Source organism: Streptomyces sp. NPDC059900 (assembly GCF_050270335.1).
Lineage (GTDB): Bacteria > Actinomycetota > Actinomycetes > Streptomycetales > Streptomycetaceae > Streptomyces.
Genome location: NZ_JBNNJZ010000015.1, coordinates 1 through 17,168, shown reverse-complemented (window position 1 = coordinate 17,168; position 17,168 = coordinate 1). Strand labels below are relative to the sequence as shown.

The following is a 17,168-nucleotide window of genomic DNA, read 5'->3' as shown; positions in this document are numbered from 1 at the left end:
TGTAGGCGGTCAGGATTTCGAGACGGTCGCCTTGTTGATGACGACCGTCGCATTCGGGGCGCCGTCGCCCTGCCCGGTGCTCTCACCGGCGTCGGCGATCTTCTTGAGCACCTTCATGCCGGAATCGGAAATGGTCCCGAACGGTGTGTAGTCGGGCGGGAGCTGACTGTCCTGGTAGACCAGGAAGAACTGGCTGCCGCCGGAGTCGCGGCCCGTCTTCTTCTCGGCGCTGTACCGGTTGGCCATCGCCACCGTGCCCGCCGGATACACGTTCCCCTTGAGCTTCTTGTCCTTGAGGTTCTCGTCCGGGATCGAGTAGCCGGGGGTGCCCTCGCCGGTGCCCTGCTGGTCGCCGCACTGCAGGACGTAGATGCCGCCCGCGGTGAGCCGGTGGCACTTGGTGTGGTCGAGGTAGCCCTTGTTCACCAGGAAGTTGAAGGAGTTGACCGTGTGCGGGGCCTTCGCCGCCGAGAGGTCGAGGCCGATGTCGCCGCAGGTGGTGCTCAGCTTCATCGCGTAGTCCGCCGACTTGTCGATCGTCATCGCCGGCTCCTTCTTGAAGCTGAGCGGCTTCACCTTGCCGCTCGCGGGCTTCTCACAGGGATCGGCCTTCTTGGTGGGGCTCGCGTTGACCTCGTCCTTCGGCTTGCCGTCGTCGTCGAAGGCGCCCGCCGCGTACGACACGGCTCCGCCTGTTACGACCACCGCGAGCGCCGAGGCGATCACTGCGTTGCGCATCCGCGCCCTGCGCCGTGCGGCCTCCCGGCGCTGCTGCTGCCGCAAGAACTTCTCCCGGGCGAGCTGACGCCGCCGCTGATCGCTGCTGACCACCGGGTTCTCTCTCCTCTGCGTGGATGACCGCTTCTGTTGTGCCCCGTACCGTATATGGGTTAGCTGTGGAATCGGGAGCGCCGGTAGGCTCTGATCTGCCGCGATCCTGCGCGGTCACCTCCGCCGGACGACGAACGAAGGACGATCGTGCTCATTGCCGGGTTTCCCGCCGGGGCCTGGGGGACCAACTGCTACGTGGTCGCCCCCGCCGCAGGCGAGGAGTGCGTGATCATCGACCCGGGCCACCAGGCCACCCAGGGAGTCGAGGACGCGCTCAAGAAGCATCGGCTCAAGCCCGTGGCGGTCGTCCTCACCCACGGCCACATCGACCATGTCGCCTCGGTCGTGCCGGTCTGCGGGGCGCACGACATGCCCGCGTGGATCCACCCCGACGACCGGTACATGATGAGCGACCCGGAGAAGGGCATAGGGCGTTCCTTCGGCGCGCAGCTGCTCGGTGAACTGACCGTGGGGGAGCCCTCCGACGTCAAGGAGCTGACCGACGGCGCCCGGCTGAAGCTCGCGGGCCTCGACTTCTCCGTCGCGCACGCGCCGGGGCATACGAAGGGGTCGGTGACGTTCCGGCTCCCCGAGTCGGCCGAGGTCCCCTCGGTGTTCTTCTCGGGCGACCTGCTCTTCGCCGGCTCCATCGGCCGCACCGACCTGCCCGGCGGATCGCAGGCCGAGATGTTCGAGTCGCTGGCGCGCGTGTGCCTGCCGCTCGACGACTCGACCGTGGTCCTGCCCGGTCACAACGAGCACACGACCATCGGCCGTGAGCGCGCCACCAACCCGTACCTGCGCCAGGTGGCCGCCGGCCAGGGAGCCGACGCTCCCCGACGAGGAATGTGACGAGAGAAAACCCGTGAGCACCTTCAAGGCCCCCAAGGGCACATACGACCTGCTGCCGCCTGACTCGGCGAAGTACCTGGCGGTGCGCGAGGCCATCGCCGCGCCGCTGCGCAACTCCGGCTACGGCTACGTCGAGACGCCCGGCTTCGAGAACGTCGAGCTGTTCTCGCGCGGCGTCGGCGAATCCACCGACATCGTCTCCAAGGAGATGTACGCCTTCGAGACCAAGGGCGGCGACCAGCTCGCCCTGCGCCCCGAGGGCACCGCCTCCGTGCTGCGCGCGGCCCTGGAGGCCAACCTGCACAAGGCGGGCAACCTCCCGGTCAAGCTCTGGTACTCCGGCTCGTACTACCGCTACGAGCGCCCGCAGAAGGGCCGCTACCGCCACTTCTCGCAGGTCGGCGCCGAGGCGATCGGCGCCGAGGACCCGGCGCTCGACGCCGAGCTGATCATCCTCGCGGACCAGGCGTACCGCGCCCTGGGCCTTCGGCAGTTCCGCATCCTGCTGAACTCCCTCGGCGACAAGGAGTGCCGCCCCGTCTACCGCGCCGCGCTGCAGGACTTCCTGCGCGGGCTCGACCTGGACGAGGAGACACGTCGACGTATCGACATCAACCCGCTGCGGGTCCTGGACGACAAGCGCGACGACGTCCAGAAGCAGCTGGTCGGCGCCCCGATGCTGCGCGACTACCTGTGCGACGGGTGCAAGGCGTACCACGAGCAGGTGCGTGAGCTCCTGACGGCGGAGGGCGTCGCCTACGAGGACGACCCGAAGCTGGTCCGCGGCCTGGACTACTACACCCGCACGACCTTCGAGTTCGTCCACGACGGCCTCGGCTCGCAGTCCGCGGTGGGCGGCGGCGGTCGCTACGACGGCCTGTCCGAGATGATCGGCGGCCCCTCGCTGCCCTCGGTCGGCTGGGCGCTCGGCGTGGACCGCACGGTCCTGGCCCTTGAGGCGGAGGGCGTGGAGCTCGAACTGCCCTCGGCGACCAGCGTGTTCGCGGTGCCGCTCGGCGACGAGGCCCGGCGGGTGCTGTTCTCCAAGGTGACGGAGCTGCGCAGGGCGGGCGTCGCGGCGGACTTCTCGTACGGCGGGAAGGGGCTCAAGGGAGCCATGAAGAACGCCAACCGCTCGGGCGCCCGGTACACCGTCGTCGCCGGCGAGCGCGACCTCGCCGAGGGCGTGGTTCAGCTCAAGGACATGGAGTCCGGCGAGCAGGACGCCGTCGCGGTCGACGAGATCGTGGACGTCCTGAAGGCCAAGCTGGCCTAGCCGTCACGCGGACGACAGCGGAGACGAGGGCCCCGGCGTGACGAACGCCCGGGGCCCTTCGTACGTACCTCCTTATGTCCATCGAACGGTGGACAGACGCGTGCGTGCGGCACAATGTCCGTGCCCGAAGGCCCCCACAAGCGACGGAACGGCGTGATGAGCAAGACGACCCCGGCAAGCGCAAGCCGCCCCTCCGATCACGATCGCGAGCGGGGCGGAACGGACGCGGACGCCCCGCGCGGTGTCGGCGGGAGCCGTGCGTTCGCGCTGCTTCTGGTGATCACGGGTGCGGCGGGGCTGCTCGCGGCGTGGGTCATCACGCTGGACAAGTTCAAGCTGCTCGAGGACCCGGACTTCACGCCGGGGTGCAGCCTCAATCCGGTGGTGTCCTGCGGCAACATCATGAAGAGCGAGCAGGCGTCGGTCTTCGGCTTCCCGAACCCGATGCTGGGCATCGCCGCCTACGCCGTCGTGACGTGCATCGGGATGAGTCTGCTGGGCCGGGCGCGCTTTCCGCGCTGGTACTGGCTGACGCTGAACGCGGGCACGCTGTTCGGGGTGGGTTTCTGCACGTGGCTCCAGTACCAGTCGCTGTACGAGATCAACTCGCTGTGCCTGTGGTGCTGCCTGGCCTGGGTCGCCACGATCGTCATGTTCTGGTACGTGACCTCGTTCAACGTCCGCAACGGCTTCCTGCCCGCGCCCACCTGGCTGCGCACGTTCTTCGGCGAGTTCACCTGGGTGCTTCCGGTGCTGCACGTCGGCATCATCGGCATGCTCATCCTCACGCGCTGGTGGGACTTCTGGACCAGCTGACGGTGCCGGACGGCTCCGGTCGACGACTCGTATCGAACTCCCGGGGAGGCAGCGGTGGGCAACGGATCGGCGGACGGAAGGCCGGGCGAGGGACGGTTCACGCGCCGCGTCACGATGCGCGGGCTCATCGCGTTCGGAGCCGCCGCGGTGACGGCGCCCGCCGCCCTGCTCTGGTCGACCCGGCAGGCGGCCGGTGACCGTACGACGACCGACGATCTCGGTGAAGGCGCGTTCGACGAGATGTACGAGGGCCGGCGCATCCGCGGGTCCAGAGCGTCCGCGGCCCATCAACACGAGGGCTCCGCCTGGGAGATCACCGTCGACGGCCGTCCGCTCCACCTCATGCGGCGCGCCGACGGCGGCTATCTGAGCATGATCGACCACTACCAGTCGTATCCGACGCCCCTCATCGCCACCCGCAGAGCAGTGGACGAACTCGGCCGCGGTCAGCAGCTGCGCCGCGACAACGCCTGATCACTGCCCCGCACATCGCACCGGAGGAGCGCCCCGAAGTGGTCCACACGCGCAAGAACCAGGCCCGGCTCACCCGCACCGAGAAGCGCCGCTTCGTCAACGCCCTGCTCGAACTCAAGCGCAAGGGCGAGTACGACGAGTTCGTCCGCACGCACATCGAGTACTACGTCTCCGACGGGGAGGCCGGGCTGCGGGTGGCCCATATGACGCCCTCCTTCCTGCCCTGGCACCGCAGGTTCCTCCTCGAATTCGAGCGGGCCCTGCAACGGGTGGACTCCTCGGTGACCGTCCCGTACTGGGACTGGACGGCGGACCGCAAGCCGAGCGCCTCGCTCTGGGGCAGCGGCCTCATGGGCGGCAACGGACGGCGCTCCGACCGGCAGGTCATGACCGGTCCGTTCGCCCGCAAGAACGGGCACTGGACCATCAAGGAAGGCGCGACGGGCGGTGACTTCCTCATGCGCGACTTCGGCCGCCCCGCCAACCCGATCGAGCTGCCCACCAAGGCGGAACTCGACCGGGCCATGCGCGACCCCGTCTACGACACACCGCCCTGGGACTCCACCTCCGCCAAGGGCTACCGCAACAAGCTGGAGGGATGGACGTCCGGCACCGGCAACGACAAGTGGCGCAACCACAACCGCGTCCACCGCTGGGTCGGCGGGCACATGCTCGGCGGCGCGTCGGTCAACGACCCCGTCTTCTGGCTGAACCACTCCTTCGTCGACCTGCTGTGGGACCGCTGGCAGGCCCGGCATCCGCGTTCCGCGCCCTACCTGCCCGACGAGCCGCCGGACGCGGACAACGGGCCGCTGCACGGTCGCATCGCCTCCCTGCACGAGCCGATGCCGCCGTGGGGCGCGAAACCGGACGAGCTGCTCGGCCATCGCGGCATCTACCGGTACGCGTAACGGGCGCCGGGCAACAGCCGGGCAACAGGTGACGGTCTGCCGCCGCGCACGGCAAAGCCCCCGGCGGTCAGTGACCGCCGGGGGCTTTCGCATGGGGGGATCAGCCGCCGTAGCCACCGGGGTTGCCGTGGTGGCCGCCGTGGTGGCCGCCGTGGTGGTTGCCGTCGCTGTTGACGCAGGTGTTGCCGAACGCCGGGTTCAGCAGACCGATGACGTCCACAGTGTTGCCGCACAGGTTGACCGGCACGTGGACCGGGACCTGGACGAGGTTGCCGGAAAGGACGCCGGGCGAGCCGACGGCCGCACCCTCGGCGCCCGCGTCCGCCATGGCCATTCCGGTGCCACTGAGCACCACGGCGCCCGTGCCGAGGGCAACAGCGGCTGCCTTCGCGATGCGAGACATCACGTTCTCCTTTGAATTGACGACTACCGCCGCACGTACGCGGCCGTACTGTCCCTTCAACGGCGCCACGGTCGCCAGGTAACGGCACTGATCGGTACATCATTGGTGAAATCGTCTGGAAGACCGTGTCCCGTGCTGTCCAGAGCCGTTGCGCAGCACATGATCTCAACACGACGTATGGCCGCTGCCTTCGCTCTCGCCGTCGGTGCCTCCGCCCTGGCCGCACCCGCCGCGAGCGCCGCCATCTCCCCCACCGACATGGTCGACTCCCTCGCGATGAGCGGGATTCCCGAGGAGCAGCAGGACGAACTGCCGACCGTGACCAGCCAGCTCAACGGGCTCAACGAGCTCCAGGAACTGAACCAGCTGCACCAGCTGACCGACATGGCCGCGCCGGTCATGGGGCTGCTGCCCGCGATCCAGCCGTAGCCGCCATTGCCGCACCCGCGCCGCGGACACGTACGCGCGCGGAGACAGGGCCGGACCCCCGGGGGTCCGGCCCTGCTTTTATTCCCGTGACCGCGCCGGGCAGGTCTCACTAGACTCGCCCCGCGCGCCGCGCCCCGCCGTCACACCGGTGGGCGCACGCCGGACCAGTCTTTGATCAGTCAGCCGAAACGAGGGGAGCCGGGCCATGCGTCACCGCACAGCAGTCCGTGCTCCCCGGTCGCGGTTCGACGTGATCCTGGTGTCTTCGCGTGTGCGGTGGCGGCTGCGCGGCCGTCACTGATCCTCCGCGGCGAACGCCGGACCGGCGCTCACTCATGCGCCGTCCCCTTCTCGAACCACGCCCGGAAATCGCGCTGCCCCGCCCCGCATCACACTCGAAAGGCCCCGGGCCGTGCGCACCAACACCAATCACCTGTCCGCCCGTACGTCCACCGACGTCCGGAATCTCGGCATCCTCGCCCATGTCGACGCCGGGAAGACCACCGTCACCGAACGGATCCTGTTCCTGACCGGCGCCACCCACAAGAGAGGTGAGGTCCATGACGGCACGACCGTCACCGACTTCGACGCGCAGGAACGCGACCGCGGGATCACCATCTTCGCCGCGGCCGTCAGCTGCGCCTGGGACGGCCACCGGATCAACCTGATCGACACTCCCGGTCACGTCGACTTCGCGGACGAGGTCGAGCGCTCGCTGCGGGTGCTCGACGGCGCGGTGGCGGTGTTCGACGCCGTGGCCGGGGTCGAACCGCAGAGCGAGTCGGTGTGGCGGCAGGCCGACCGGTACGGCGTGCCGCGGATCGCGTTCGTCAACAAGCTGGACCGGGCGGGCGCCGATCTCGACGCGGCGGTCGCGTCGATACGGGAGCGCCTGCACACGGTCCCGCTGGTGGTGCAGCTGCCGATCGGGCGGGAGAACGAGTTCACCGGCGTCGTGGATCTGCTGCGCATGCGTGCCCTGGTCTGGCACGCGGACCGGGACGGGGACGCGTACGCAAGTGGCACCTGCTCAAGTGGCACGTACGAAGTGGTCGCGATCCCCGAAGCCCTGCGCGAGCAGGCGCTGCGGCGGCGGCACATGCTGGAGGAGACGGTGGCGGAGCTGCACGCGGCGGCCATGGAGGAGTACTGCGCCACGTCGGCGCTCTCCACCCCGGTGCTGGCCTCGGCGCTGCGCGATCTCACGCTCGGCGGCGAGGGCACGGTGGTCCTGTGCGGGTCCGCCTACCGCAACCGGGGCATCGAGCCGCTCCTTGAGGCCGTCGTGTCGTACCTGCCGTCGCCGGTGGACGTCCCCGCGGTGCGCGGAACTGCGGTGCGCGGAACTGCGGTGCGCGGAACCACGGTGCACGGCACCGCGGGCGACGCCGTGCAGGAGCGTCCGGCCGACCCCGCGGCGCCGTTCGCCGGGCTTGCCTTCAAGGTGAACGCGACGGCGACGGGACGCCTCACGTATGTGCGCGTCTACTCGGGAACGATCACGAAGGGAGACACGGTGATGGACGCGGGCACGGGCCGCACCGAACGGATCGGCCGCATCCTGCGCGTGCAGGCCGACCGCCACGCGGAACTGGACCGGGCGACCGCCGGGGACATCGTCGCCGTGGTCGGCCTGAAGACGGCCCGGGCGGGCACGACGCTGTGCTCTCCCGTGGCGCCGCTGGTACTCGAACCGCCCGCGGTGGCGGCAGCGGTGGTCTCGGTGGCGGTGGAGGCGCACCGGACCGTGGACACGGGCCGGCTGTCGTCGGCGCTCGCACGCCTGGTCGAGGAGGACCCTTCGCTGGCGGTACGGGTTGACCGCGAGACGGGTCAGACGGTCCTGTCCGGCATGGGCGAACTGCATCTGGAGGTCGCCGTGGAGAAGGTCCGCCGCGCCCACGGCATCGAGATCGGCGTCGGCCGCCCGCAGGTTTCGTACCGCGAAACGGTCGTCCGGGGGGTGTCGGGTCTGGTGTACCGGCACGTGAAACAGGACGGCGGCGCGGGCCAGTTCGCGCATGTGGTCGTCGACGTCGAGCCTTTGGAGGAACACACGTTCGCTTTCACCTCCACGGTCACCGGGGGCCGCGTCCCGCAGGAGTACGTCCGCGCGGTGGAAGCCGGTTGCCGTGACGCGCTCGCCGAGGGTCCGCTCGGCGGCCATCCGGTGACGGGGCTGCGGATCACGCTGACCGATGGGTCGACGCACCCCAAGGACTCCTCGGAGATGGCGTTCCGTACGGCGGGCAGATTCGCGCTGCGCACGGCTCTGCGGGAATCCGTCATGCAACTCCTCGAACCAGTGGTGGAGTTGACGGCCACGGTCCCGGACGACGCGGTCGGCGGCGTGCTCGGCGATCTGGCGGCACGCCGCGGGCGGGTCACCGACTCGACCACGCGTTCCGGCACGGCAGTGATCACGGCGACGGTCCCGCTCGCGGAACTCTTCGGCTACGCGTCCCGCCTGCGCAGCCGTACGCAGGGCCGGGGCACGTTCACCACGCGGCCGATGGGTTACGCGGCGGTTCCGGCCGGGGTCGCGGTCCGGTAGGCGGGCCGAGGGGTGGACCCCGCGCTCCGGGGCGGGGTCCACCTCCGTTCTCCTGTGCCTGAGCGGGCCTACCCCCGTCCTTCGACCAGGCCCGACTCCCAGGCCCAGGCGGCGATTTCCACGCGGTTGCGGGCGGACAGTTTGATCTGCACGTTGGCGAGATGCGTCTTCACCGTGCCCACGGAGATGACCAGTTCGCCCGCGATCTCGGCGTTGGTCAGCCCTCTGGCCACGAGGCGCACCAGGTCCTTCTCCCGTTCGGAGAGCGCGGTGTGCGGCTCCTTGGGCGCGGGTGCGGCGCTGTTGAGGCGCCGCAGCAGCCGGACGGTGATGGCCGGGCTCACCAGCGCCTCGCCGGAGGCGGCCGCCCTAATCGCCTCGACGAGCAGGGCGGGTCCTGAGTCCTTGATCAGGAAGCCGGACGCGCCTTCGCCCAGGGCGCGCTGGACGTACTCGTCGTCGTCGAACGTCGTGACCACGACGACCTTCGGGGGATTCACGGTGCCGGGCCGAGTCAGCCTGCGCAGCGCCTCAAGGCCGTCCATGCGCGGCATACGGATGTCCATGAGGACCACGTCGGGCCGGTGGCGCTCGGCGAGTTCCACGGCGTGCACCCCGTCCACGGCCTCCCCGACGACGTCGATGTCGTCCTCCGCGCCGAGGATCATCGTGAACCCGGCACGGACCATGGCCTGGTCGTCGGCGATCAGGACGCGGATCGTCATGACGCCGCCTTCGCCGGAGAAGCCGGGGACGGGGAGGGGGGCTGGGATGGGGACGGGGGCACGGGGAGCGTCGCCTCGACGCCCCAGCCGCCGGACGTCACCGGGCCCGCCTGGATGCTTCCGCCGATCAGGCCGACCCGTTCGGCCAGGCCCTTGAGCCCGAAGCCGCTGGAGGATCCGTGGCGCTGCCGTCCGTCGTCGCTGACCCGTACGGTGAGCCGGTCTCGCGAGCGGTGCACGCTCACCCGTACCTCGGTGCATCCGTGGGCGTGCTTGCGTACGTTGGTGAGGGCCTCCATCACCACCCGGTGCGCGGTGGTGGTCACCTCCACCGGCAGATCGTCGAAGGTTCCTTCCAGGTCAAGGCCGGCCCGGGCGCCGCCGACTGCCGAGAACTCCTCGACCAGCGTGCGCACTTCGGCGATGCCCGACAGCGGCGTCAGTGCCACTTCTCCTTCGGCGTCGCGCAGCATCCCCACCATGTGCCGCATGGAGGTCAGCGCCTCCGAACCGGCCTGTTCGATGCGTTGCAGCGCGGGCGGCACCAGTTCGGGCTTCCGGCCCGCGATCGCCCGGGCTCCCTGCGCCTGTACGACGATGCCCGTCACGTGGTGGGCGACGAAGTCGTGCAGGTCCCTGGCGAACTCCGTCCGCTGCTCCAGGCGGAGGGCCGCGGCCTGCCGCCGCCGGTCCGCCAGGAGCAGACGCATCCCGAGGCCGATGCCCAGCGCGGTGACGGCTGCCAGGGCCCAGAGCAGCGCCATGATGATGGTGGACTGCCGCGTCGCGGTCGACACCGGCCGCACGACGATCGCCATGCCGAGCAGGGGGACGGCGAGCGCCGCCCACGACGGCTTGCCCCGCCGGGCCACCACCAGCAGGAGCCACGTCAGCGCCGCGAGCTCGGCGAATCCCATCGCAAGGCCGCTCGCCCGCATCTCCAGGTGCATCCAGAACGACACACACAGCGATACGCCCGCGAGTACGCAGGCGGCCACCGGCAGTGCCCTGCCGTCGAGCCGGGGCGAAACGGCGACGGCGCCGACGGCCAGCAGAGCGCCGATCAGCTTGCCGGGTCCGTAAGCCCCGATGTAGTAGAGACCGCCCACCGAGTCGAGCACGACGAGACCGACCAGGCCCCCGAACAGCAGCAGCCACAGCGATGCGGGCAGTTGCCGCGAAAGGCCCTTCCCGTCCATGGCCCCGTCCGTGGCCCTGTCCGCGGCTGTGGCTGTGGCCGCTTTTTTGGCCGCCTCCAGCATCTCTCTCACCATCCCTATCGCGGACCAGCCGAAAGTCGGAGCCGGCCGCGCATGATCTGTCTTTCGCCCGATCCGCCGCAAGGCGCGGCAGAGGAGAGTCGTATCCACCGGGCGGCGCTCGCCCCTCAGCGCACGACTCATCCTTCATCGCACGAGGAGCATGTCATGGCCACGGCCGACGTCACCCGGGCGGGGATTTCCGCACGCCGATAGGGGCGACCGGACCGTTTCCCGGCAACGACCGCCGCTCCCCCACGCACACGGCGGCGTCCCCTCCACACGTCCACACGCACAGGAGCCACAGATGCACGACGCAGAGACGCACCCCGGCAGCGGTCCCGGGTTCGGGGCCCCCGCCGGAGGGTTCGGGGCCGCTGCCGGAGGGTTCGGGCCGCCCCCCGAAGGGTTCGGGCCCCCCGTCGGCGGCGCGTCCCCCGTCGGCGGCGTGTCCTCCGTCGTGGGCGAGGCTGCCATCGAGGCGTACGGAGTCGGCAAGCAGTACCGGCGCGGCTGGGCGCTTCGGGACGTTTCCTTCCGGCTGCCGCGAGGGCGGGTGTGCGGCCTCGTCGGCCCCAACGGCGCGGGCAAGAGCACGCTGATGGGCCTCGCCACCAACATGATCCGGCCGTCGGCCGGCGAGCTGCGCGTGTTCGGCGCGGAACCGGGGTCGACGGAGGCAGTCCTGCGTACCGCGTTCCTGACCCAGGAGAAGCCGCTGTTCAAGCGCTTCACCGTGGCCGAGACCCTGCGTCTGGGCCGCGAGCTCAATCCCCACTGGGACCAGGCGGTCGCGGAGGGCATCGTCGACGCGGGCAATGTGCCGATGAAGGCGAAGATCGGCACGCTGTCCGGCGGTCAGCGCACCCGAGTCGCCTTCGCCCTGGCCTTCGGAAAGCGCCCCGACCTGCTCATCCTCGACGAGCCGATGTCCGATCTGGACCCGCTGGTCCGCCGCGAGCTGATGGCCGTGCTGAAGGCGGAGGCCGCCCAGCACGGCACGACGGTCCTGGTGTCCTCGCACATGCTCGCCGAGCTCGAGCACATCTGCGACTACCTCGTCGTCATCGCGAACGGCACCCTGCGTCTGGCGGGCGAGGTGAACGAGCTGCGCTCCGCACACGCCCTGTTCGCCACCCCGGCCAACGGCGCGCACCCCGCCGTCGCACCGCACACGGTCGTCGAGACCCACGGCCCCGGCGACGGCAGGCCCGGCGTCCTGGTGCGGCTGAGCGGACCGATCCAGTACGGCGGTCCGGCCGAGCCCCCCACCCTCGAGGAGCTGCTGCTCGCCTATCTGCGGTGGCCCGACGCGCCCCCGCTGATCGCCCCCGGCGCCCGGGTCGGCGACATCCACGACATCATCACCCGCGACCGTCAGAAGGCTGTGACCGCATGAGCACCCTCACTCACGACCCGGCAGCCCGCACGGCGCCCGCCGGAAACTCGCAGGACGCACGGGGCTCCCGGCAGACCGGCCCGCGGCCCCGGCTCAGCGGTACGGCCTGGCTCGTCTGGCGCCAGCACCGCGCCGCGTTCTGGACCATCATCGCCGGCACCGTTGTGGGCGTGATCGTCATGGTCGTCCTGCGCGGGCAGATGACGGATTACCTGAGCACCCTGGAACCGACCCAGAAGAAGCCCGGCAGCGCGCCGCCCGAATTCGAGAAGTACGGCGACGTGATGACCGACATCGGGGGCTACCTCAGCTACTTCCCCATCCTGGCAGGCGTCCTCCTCGGTGCCCCGTTCGTCGCGGGCGACCTGGAGTCCGGCACCGCCAAGCTGGTGACCTCGCAGTCCGTCAGCCGACTGCGCTGGCTCAGCATGAAGCTCGCCATGCCGGCCGCGCTGGTCGCCCTGTCCACCGGCGTGCTCGGGGCCGTCTTCCACTGGTGGTGGAGCCCGGTCAAGGGGCTTGTCACGCAGGCGGATTGGAGCAGCAGCTCGATCTTCGACGTCACGGGGATGATGCCGGTCGCCTACGCCCTGCTCACGTTCACCCTGGGCGTGGCGGTCGGCCTGCTCCTGCGCCGCACGCTGGTGTCGATGGTGGTCACGCTAGGCATCGTCGTGGCGATCGCGTTCGTCTGGGGCGAGCTGCGGTCGAGCCTGGGGCACATCATGACGGTCAGCACCCACCAGGGCGTCGGCCCCGGTGCCAGGCAGCCGGAGCTGCCCGACCTGGCCATCCAGCAGGGACAGGGCACCTACTTCCTCACCGGCTCGGGCGACCGCCTGGACTGGATGACCTGCGTCGACAAGATGGACAACGACAAGGCACACACGGCCTGCCTGGAGTCCAAGAACGTCGTCGGCTGGTCCATGGACTACCTCCCCTTCGACCAGATGGCCACGATGCAGTGGCTCGGAACAGCCATCATGCTCACCACCACCGCCACCATCGTCACCTTCATCGTCATCTGGGGCCGCAAGCGCCTGCTGTGACCAACGGCTCCCCCACGCCAGAAAGGGCCCACCCCGGAGGGGCGGGCCCTTTCGACGCTATCCGCTCAGACGTTGAAGCGGAACTCCACCACATCCCCGTCCTGCATCACATACTCCTTGCCCTCCATGCGCGCCTTGCCCTTGGCGCGGGCCTCCGTGACCGAACCCGTTTCCACCAGGTCTTCGAAGGAGATGACCTCCGCCTTGATGAAGCCCTTCTGGAAGTCCGTGTGGATCACGCCGGCCGCCTCGGGGGCCGTGGCGCCCTGGGGGATCGTCCAGGCGCGGGATTCCTTCGGGCCTGCCGTGAGGTACGTCTGGAGGCCCAGGGTGCGGAAGCCGACGTGGGCGAGGGTGGCCAGGCCGGGCTCCTCCTGGCCCACCGACTGGAGGAGCTCCAGGGCCTCGTCCTCGTCGAGCTCCACGAGCTCCGACTCCAGCTTGGCGTTGAGGAAGATCGCCTCCGCGGGGGCGACCAGCGCGCTCTGGGCCGCCTTGAAGTCGTCGTCCGTCAGCTCGTCCTCGTCCACGTTGAAGACGTAGAGGAAGGGCTTCGTGGTGAGGAGGTGCAGGTCGTGGAGGAGTTCCTCCTTGCCCGAGCCCTGGACGATGCCCGCCGAGAAGAGCGTGTCGCCCTTCTCCAGGATCGCCTGGGCCTCCTCGACCGCCTTCACCTTCGGGGCGATGTCCTTCTTGATGCGCGATTCCTTCTGGAGGCGCGGGAGGACCTTCTCGATCGTCTGGAGGTCCGCGAGGATCAGCTCCGTGTTGATCGTCTCGATGTCGTCCTTGGGCGAGACCTTGCCGTCCACGTGCACGACGTTCTCGTCCTTGAAGGCACGGATGACCTGGCAGATCGCATCCGACTCACGGATGTTCGCGAGGAACTTGTTGCCCAGGCCCTCGCCCTCGCTCGCGCCGCGCACGATGCCCGCGATGTCGACGAAGTCGACCGTGGCGGGCAGGACCTTCTGCGAGGAAAAGATCTCGGCCAACTTCGTCAGGCGGGGGTCCGGGACTCCCACCACGCCGACGTTCGGCTCGATCGTGGCGAACGGATAGTTGGCCGCAAGCACGTCGTTCTTGGTCAGGGCGTTGAACAGGGTCGACTTGCCGACATTGGGCAGACCGACGATTCCGATCGTGAGCGACACGTTGCGACTTCCCGTACGTGAGGGCTGTGGGTGGACGGCCCGGAGGGCCGGACTGACCTTGGGGCGATCCCCCAGTCTACGGCGTGCGGGCCACGCCCTCGTCGACGTATCGCTCTCCTATCGAACGCATGGCCAAGGTCGGCCAAAGGGCGTGTCCCATGCCGGATTATCGGTATGGCTCGACCTAGGTTGGTCCGGTGGAGCAACACAGGACGCGTCCCCCTCAGCCTCCGGCCCGGCCGCGACGCACCGCACCCCTGCCCCCGCAGGGCAGGCCCGGGCCCTCGCAGGGCAGGCCCGCCGAATCGGCGGCGGTTTACCGTGCCGCCTCGCGCCCCCGCCGCCCCGTACCGCCCTTCATCCGCAAGCTGCGCGCGCTGCCGCTCTACCGCTCACTGCGCGCCATGCCGAACCCCCGCCTCACCGGGCTCGGCAGCGGGCTCTTCTGCGCCGCCGTGATGTTCCTGCTCGCCTGTCTGCTGTGGCTGCTCTTCGGCGGTTCGATCGTCGCGTACGGGGTGCTCTTCCTGCCGGTGAGCGCACTGACCGCGCTGTGGGTGCGCCCCGCCGACCTGGTGACCGCGCCGGTGGCCGTGCCGATCGCGTTCGCCGTCGGGCTGCTGCCGATCTCGGACAGCAGCGGGGGCCTCGGCGGTCACCTGATGGGGCTCATCACGTCCCTCGCGCTGCACGCGGGCTGGCTGTACGGGGGGACGCTGGTCGCCGGTCTCATCGTGACCGTGCGCCGGATCAAGCTCCTGACGCAGCGGCGGCGGGCGCGGGCCGTCGGGGCCGGGGCGGCTCCCGCCGGGCCGCGGGGGGCCAGGGGGCGGATTCCCAGCGCCCAGCGGCGCACTCCCGCCGAGTAGGAAGCCCCGTCGCTACGGCTACGCCTTCTTGGCCGCCTCCGCCGCCGCCATCGCCGCGCCCACGATGCCCGCGTTGTTCTGGAGCTGCGCCGGGACCAGCTCGGCCCTGATGCCCTTGACCAGCGGCAGGAACTTGTGGGACTTGCGGCTCACTCCGCCGCCGATGATGAAGAGCTCTGGCGAGAACAGCATCTCCACGTGCGCCAGATACTTCTGGACGCGGTGCGCCCAGTGCTCCCAGCTGAGGTCCTCGTCCTCCTTGGCCTTGGACGAGGCGCGCTTCTCCGCGTCGTGCCCGTGCAGCTCCAGGTGGCCGAGCTCGGTGTTCGCGACGAGGCGGCCGCCGGTGAACAGGGCGCTGCCGATGCCGGTGCCGAGGGTGAGCAGGATGACCGTGCCCTTGCGGCCGCGGCCCGCGCCGAAGTGCATCTCGGCCACGCCCGCCGCGTCCGCGTCGTTCAGCACCGTGACCGGGGCGTCGCCGCCGAGCCGGTCCGCGATCAGGCCCTCGATGTTCGTGCCGATCCAGCTCTTGTCCACGTTGGCGGCCGTCCGTGCGGTGCCGCCCGTGATCACGCCGGGGAACGTGGCGCCGACGGGACCCGTCCAGCCGAAGTGCTCGACGACCTCGCGCACCTTGTCGGCCACGCCGTCGGGCGTGGCCGGCTGCGGGGTGAGCACCTTGTGCCGCTCTTTTGCCAGGTCACCACGGTCCAGGTCCACGGGAGCGCCCTTGATCCCGGAACCGCCGATGTCCACACCGAAGATCTGCATGAGACCCACCGTACGGCCAGCACCTGACCTCTGCAGTTACTTCTGGGACAGCTCAGCGGCCTCGGCACGCAGGTCGCGGCGGAGCTCCTTGGGCAGCGAGAAGGTGATCGACTCGTCGGCCGTCTTCACCGTCTCCACGTCCCCGTACCCCCGCTCGGCCAGCCATTCGATGACGCCGTCGACCAGTACGTCGGGAACGGACGCACCCGAGGTGAGGCCGACCGTGCTCACGCCTTCGAGCCACGCCTCGTCGATCTCCTCGGCGTTGTCGACGAGGTGCGACGCGGGCGCGCCCGCGTCGAGGGCGACCTCGACCATGCGGATCGAGTTCGAGGAGTTCTTGGAGCCGACGACGATGACGAGCTCGGCGTCCTCCGCCAGCTTCTTCACCGCGATCTGGCGGTTCTGCGTGGCGTAGCAGATGTCGTCGCTCGGCGGGGAGAGCAGGTTGGGGAACTTGCCCTTGAGGGCGTCGACCGTCTCCATGGTCTCGTCGACCGAGAGCGTGGTCTGGGAGAGCCAGACGACCTTGTCGGGGTCGCGGACCTCTACGTTCGCCACGTCGTCGGGGCCGTCGACGAGCGTGATGTGCTCGGGCGCCTCGCCGGACGTGCCGATGACCTCCTCGTGGCCCTCGTGGCCGATCAGGAGGATGTCGAAGTCGTCCTTGGCATAGCGGACGGCTTCCTTGTGGACCTTCGTGACCAGGGGGCACGTCGCGTCGATCGTCGCCAGTTTCCGCTCGGCGGCCTCCGCGTGGACCGTCGGGGCCACGCCGTGCGCGGAGAACATGACGATGGAGCCCTCGGGGACCTCGGCCGTCTGGTCGACGAAGATCGCGCCCTTCTTCTCCAGGGTCTGCACCACGTACTTGTTGTGAACGATCTCGTGGCGGACGTAGATCGGAGACCCGTACTGCTCAAGGGCCTTCTCGACGGCGATCACGGCACGGTCCACACCCGCGCAATAGCCGCGGGGGGCGGCGAGCAGGACTCGGCGGGCAGGAGTCGAAGCAGTCATACCCCCCATCGTAAGGCCGAGCCCAGCGCGTCAAAGATCGCCTTCTTGGGGAGACTGAAGGCCTGCGTTCACTTACGGAGGCATGATGTCCGGTTACTCCGGCGACTCAGACACGACGGCCGGTGGCGCCTATCCCGGCACCACCGCCGAAGGCGACGGCCTGCGGCGCAGTCTCGGCTTCCGTGACCTCGTCGTCTACGGGCTGCTGTTCATCGCCCCGATGGCACCGGTCGGCGTCTTCGGGACGCTCGACGCCAAGTCGCACGGCGCGGTGGCACTCGTCTACATCATCGCCACGATCGCGATGGCGTTCACCGCTTTCAGCTACGCCCAGATGGTGAAGGTGGCCCCCCGCGCGGGCTCCGTCTTCGCC

At 69.9% G+C, this 17,168-nt stretch carries 17 protein-coding genes and 1 pseudogene; 11 read left to right on the top strand and 7 right to left on the bottom strand.

What is annotated here, in order from left to right; genetic code table 11:
• Positions 1 to 9: 9 nt before the first annotated feature.
• The gene (locus ACQKIP_RS04665) at positions 10 to 831 is read right to left on the bottom strand and encodes a peptidylprolyl isomerase (protein ID WP_365866593.1); all 822 of its coding nucleotides are present in this window, start codon (positions 829 to 831) and stop codon (positions 10 to 12) included.
• A gap of 147 nt (positions 832 to 978) precedes the next feature.
• Here ACQKIP_RS04665 and ACQKIP_RS04660 point away from each other — a divergent pair, with 147 nt between their 5' ends.
• The 5 genes from ACQKIP_RS04660 (at position 979) to ACQKIP_RS04640 (ending at position 5,160) form a co-directional block, all read left to right on the top strand.
• On the top strand, positions 979 to 1,683 hold the full coding sequence (locus ACQKIP_RS04660) for an MBL fold metallo-hydrolase (RefSeq protein ID WP_365866595.1): 705 nt from the start codon (positions 979 to 981) through the stop codon (positions 1,681 to 1,683).
• A 13-nt stretch (positions 1,684 to 1,696) separates the two neighbouring features.
• Positions 1,697 to 2,959: a histidine--tRNA ligase gene (gene hisS, locus ACQKIP_RS04655; protein ID WP_365866597.1), complete on the top strand. Its 1,263-nt coding sequence runs from the start codon at positions 1,697 to 1,699 to the stop codon at positions 2,957 to 2,959.
• Positions 2,960 to 3,115: 156 nt separating this feature from the next.
• On the top strand, positions 3,116 to 3,775 hold the full coding sequence (locus tag ACQKIP_RS04650; RefSeq protein WP_427742155.1) for a vitamin K epoxide reductase family protein: 660 nt from the start codon (positions 3,116 to 3,118) through the stop codon (positions 3,773 to 3,775).
• A gap of 54 nt (positions 3,776 to 3,829) precedes the next feature.
• On the top strand, positions 3,830 to 4,249 hold the full coding sequence (locus tag ACQKIP_RS04645) for a tyrosinase cofactor (protein WP_365861764.1): 420 nt from the start codon (positions 3,830 to 3,832) through the stop codon (positions 4,247 to 4,249).
• A gap of 38 nt (positions 4,250 to 4,287) precedes the next feature.
• The gene (locus ACQKIP_RS04640; protein ID WP_365861763.1) at positions 4,288 to 5,160 is read left to right on the top strand and encodes a tyrosinase family protein; all 873 of its coding nucleotides are present in this window, start codon (positions 4,288 to 4,290) and stop codon (positions 5,158 to 5,160) included.
• Between the two features lie 100 nt (positions 5,161 to 5,260).
• Here the strand turns inward: ACQKIP_RS04640 and ACQKIP_RS04635 are convergent, their stop codons facing one another.
• Positions 5,261 to 5,563 (bottom strand): chaplin, encoded by a 303-nt coding sequence (locus ACQKIP_RS04635; RefSeq protein WP_365861761.1) that lies wholly within the window; start codon positions 5,561 to 5,563, stop codon positions 5,261 to 5,263.
• 159 nt (positions 5,564 to 5,722) lie between these two features.
• Between ACQKIP_RS04635 and ACQKIP_RS04630 the strand changes: the two genes are divergently transcribed.
• Both ACQKIP_RS04630 and fusA read left to right on the top strand, forming a co-directional pair.
• Complete coding sequence (locus ACQKIP_RS04630; protein WP_365861759.1) at positions 5,723 to 5,992, top strand: hypothetical protein; 270 nt, start codon at positions 5,723 to 5,725, stop codon at positions 5,990 to 5,992.
• 412 nt (positions 5,993 to 6,404) lie between these two features.
• Positions 6,405 to 8,546 carry an elongation factor G gene (fusA, locus tag ACQKIP_RS04625; protein WP_365861757.1) on the top strand — a complete coding sequence of 714 codons (2,142 nt, stop codon included), beginning with the start codon at positions 6,405 to 6,407 and terminating at the stop codon, positions 8,544 to 8,546.
• A gap of 68 nt (positions 8,547 to 8,614) precedes the next feature.
• Here the strand turns inward: fusA and ACQKIP_RS04620 are convergent, their stop codons facing one another.
• Positions 8,615 to 9,271: a response regulator transcription factor gene (locus ACQKIP_RS04620; protein WP_365861756.1), complete on the bottom strand. Its 657-nt coding sequence runs from the start codon at positions 9,269 to 9,271 to the stop codon at positions 8,615 to 8,617.
• A complete protein-coding gene (locus ACQKIP_RS04615) occupies positions 9,268 to 10,470 on the bottom strand; it encodes a sensor histidine kinase (RefSeq protein ID WP_365861754.1) in 1,203 nt (400 codons plus the stop codon). The genes ACQKIP_RS04620 and ACQKIP_RS04615 overlap by 4 nt, the downstream gene beginning before the upstream one ends.
• 367 nt (positions 10,471 to 10,837) lie before the next feature.
• Here ACQKIP_RS04615 and ACQKIP_RS04610 point away from each other — a divergent pair, with 367 nt between their 5' ends.
• Both ACQKIP_RS04610 and ACQKIP_RS04605 read left to right on the top strand, forming a co-directional pair.
• Positions 10,838 to 11,929: an ABC transporter ATP-binding protein gene (locus tag ACQKIP_RS04610; RefSeq protein ID WP_365861752.1), complete on the top strand. Its 1,092-nt coding sequence runs from the start codon at positions 10,838 to 10,840 to the stop codon at positions 11,927 to 11,929.
• On the top strand, positions 11,926 to 12,978 hold the full coding sequence (locus ACQKIP_RS04605; protein ID WP_365861750.1) for an ABC transporter permease subunit: 1,053 nt from the start codon (positions 11,926 to 11,928) through the stop codon (positions 12,976 to 12,978). Before ACQKIP_RS04610 ends, ACQKIP_RS04605 begins: the two co-directional genes overlap by 4 nt.
• Positions 12,979 to 13,043: 65 nt before the next feature.
• Here ACQKIP_RS04605 and ychF read toward each other — a convergent pair whose 3' ends face one another.
• Positions 13,044 to 14,132 carry a redox-regulated ATPase YchF gene (gene ychF / locus ACQKIP_RS04600; protein ID WP_365861748.1) on the bottom strand — a complete coding sequence of 363 codons (1,089 nt, stop codon included), beginning with the start codon at positions 14,130 to 14,132 and terminating at the stop codon, positions 13,044 to 13,046.
• 197 nt (positions 14,133 to 14,329) lie between these two features.
• On the opposite strand from ychF, the gene ACQKIP_RS04595 reads away from it, so the two are divergent.
• Positions 14,330 to 15,001 (top strand): DUF6542 domain-containing protein, encoded by a 672-nt coding sequence (locus tag ACQKIP_RS04595; RefSeq protein ID WP_365861747.1) that lies wholly within the window; start codon positions 14,330 to 14,332, stop codon positions 14,999 to 15,001.
• An 18-nt stretch (positions 15,002 to 15,019) separates the two neighbouring features.
• On the opposite strand, the gene ppgK is transcribed toward ACQKIP_RS04595, so the two are convergent.
• Positions 15,020 to 15,775 carry a polyphosphate--glucose phosphotransferase gene (gene ppgK / locus ACQKIP_RS04590; RefSeq protein ID WP_365861746.1) on the bottom strand — a complete coding sequence of 252 codons (756 nt, stop codon included), beginning with the start codon at positions 15,773 to 15,775 and terminating at the stop codon, positions 15,020 to 15,022.
• 36 nt (positions 15,776 to 15,811) lie between these two features.
• A complete protein-coding gene (locus ACQKIP_RS04585) occupies positions 15,812 to 16,804 on the bottom strand; it encodes a 4-hydroxy-3-methylbut-2-enyl diphosphate reductase (RefSeq protein WP_365861745.1) in 993 nt (330 codons plus the stop codon).
• Positions 16,805 to 16,880: 76 nt separating this feature from the next.
• On the opposite strand from ACQKIP_RS04585, the pseudogene ACQKIP_RS04580 reads away from it, so the two are divergent.
• Positions 16,881 to 17,168: pseudogene (locus tag ACQKIP_RS04580) on the top strand (amino acid permease); the annotation flags it as partial.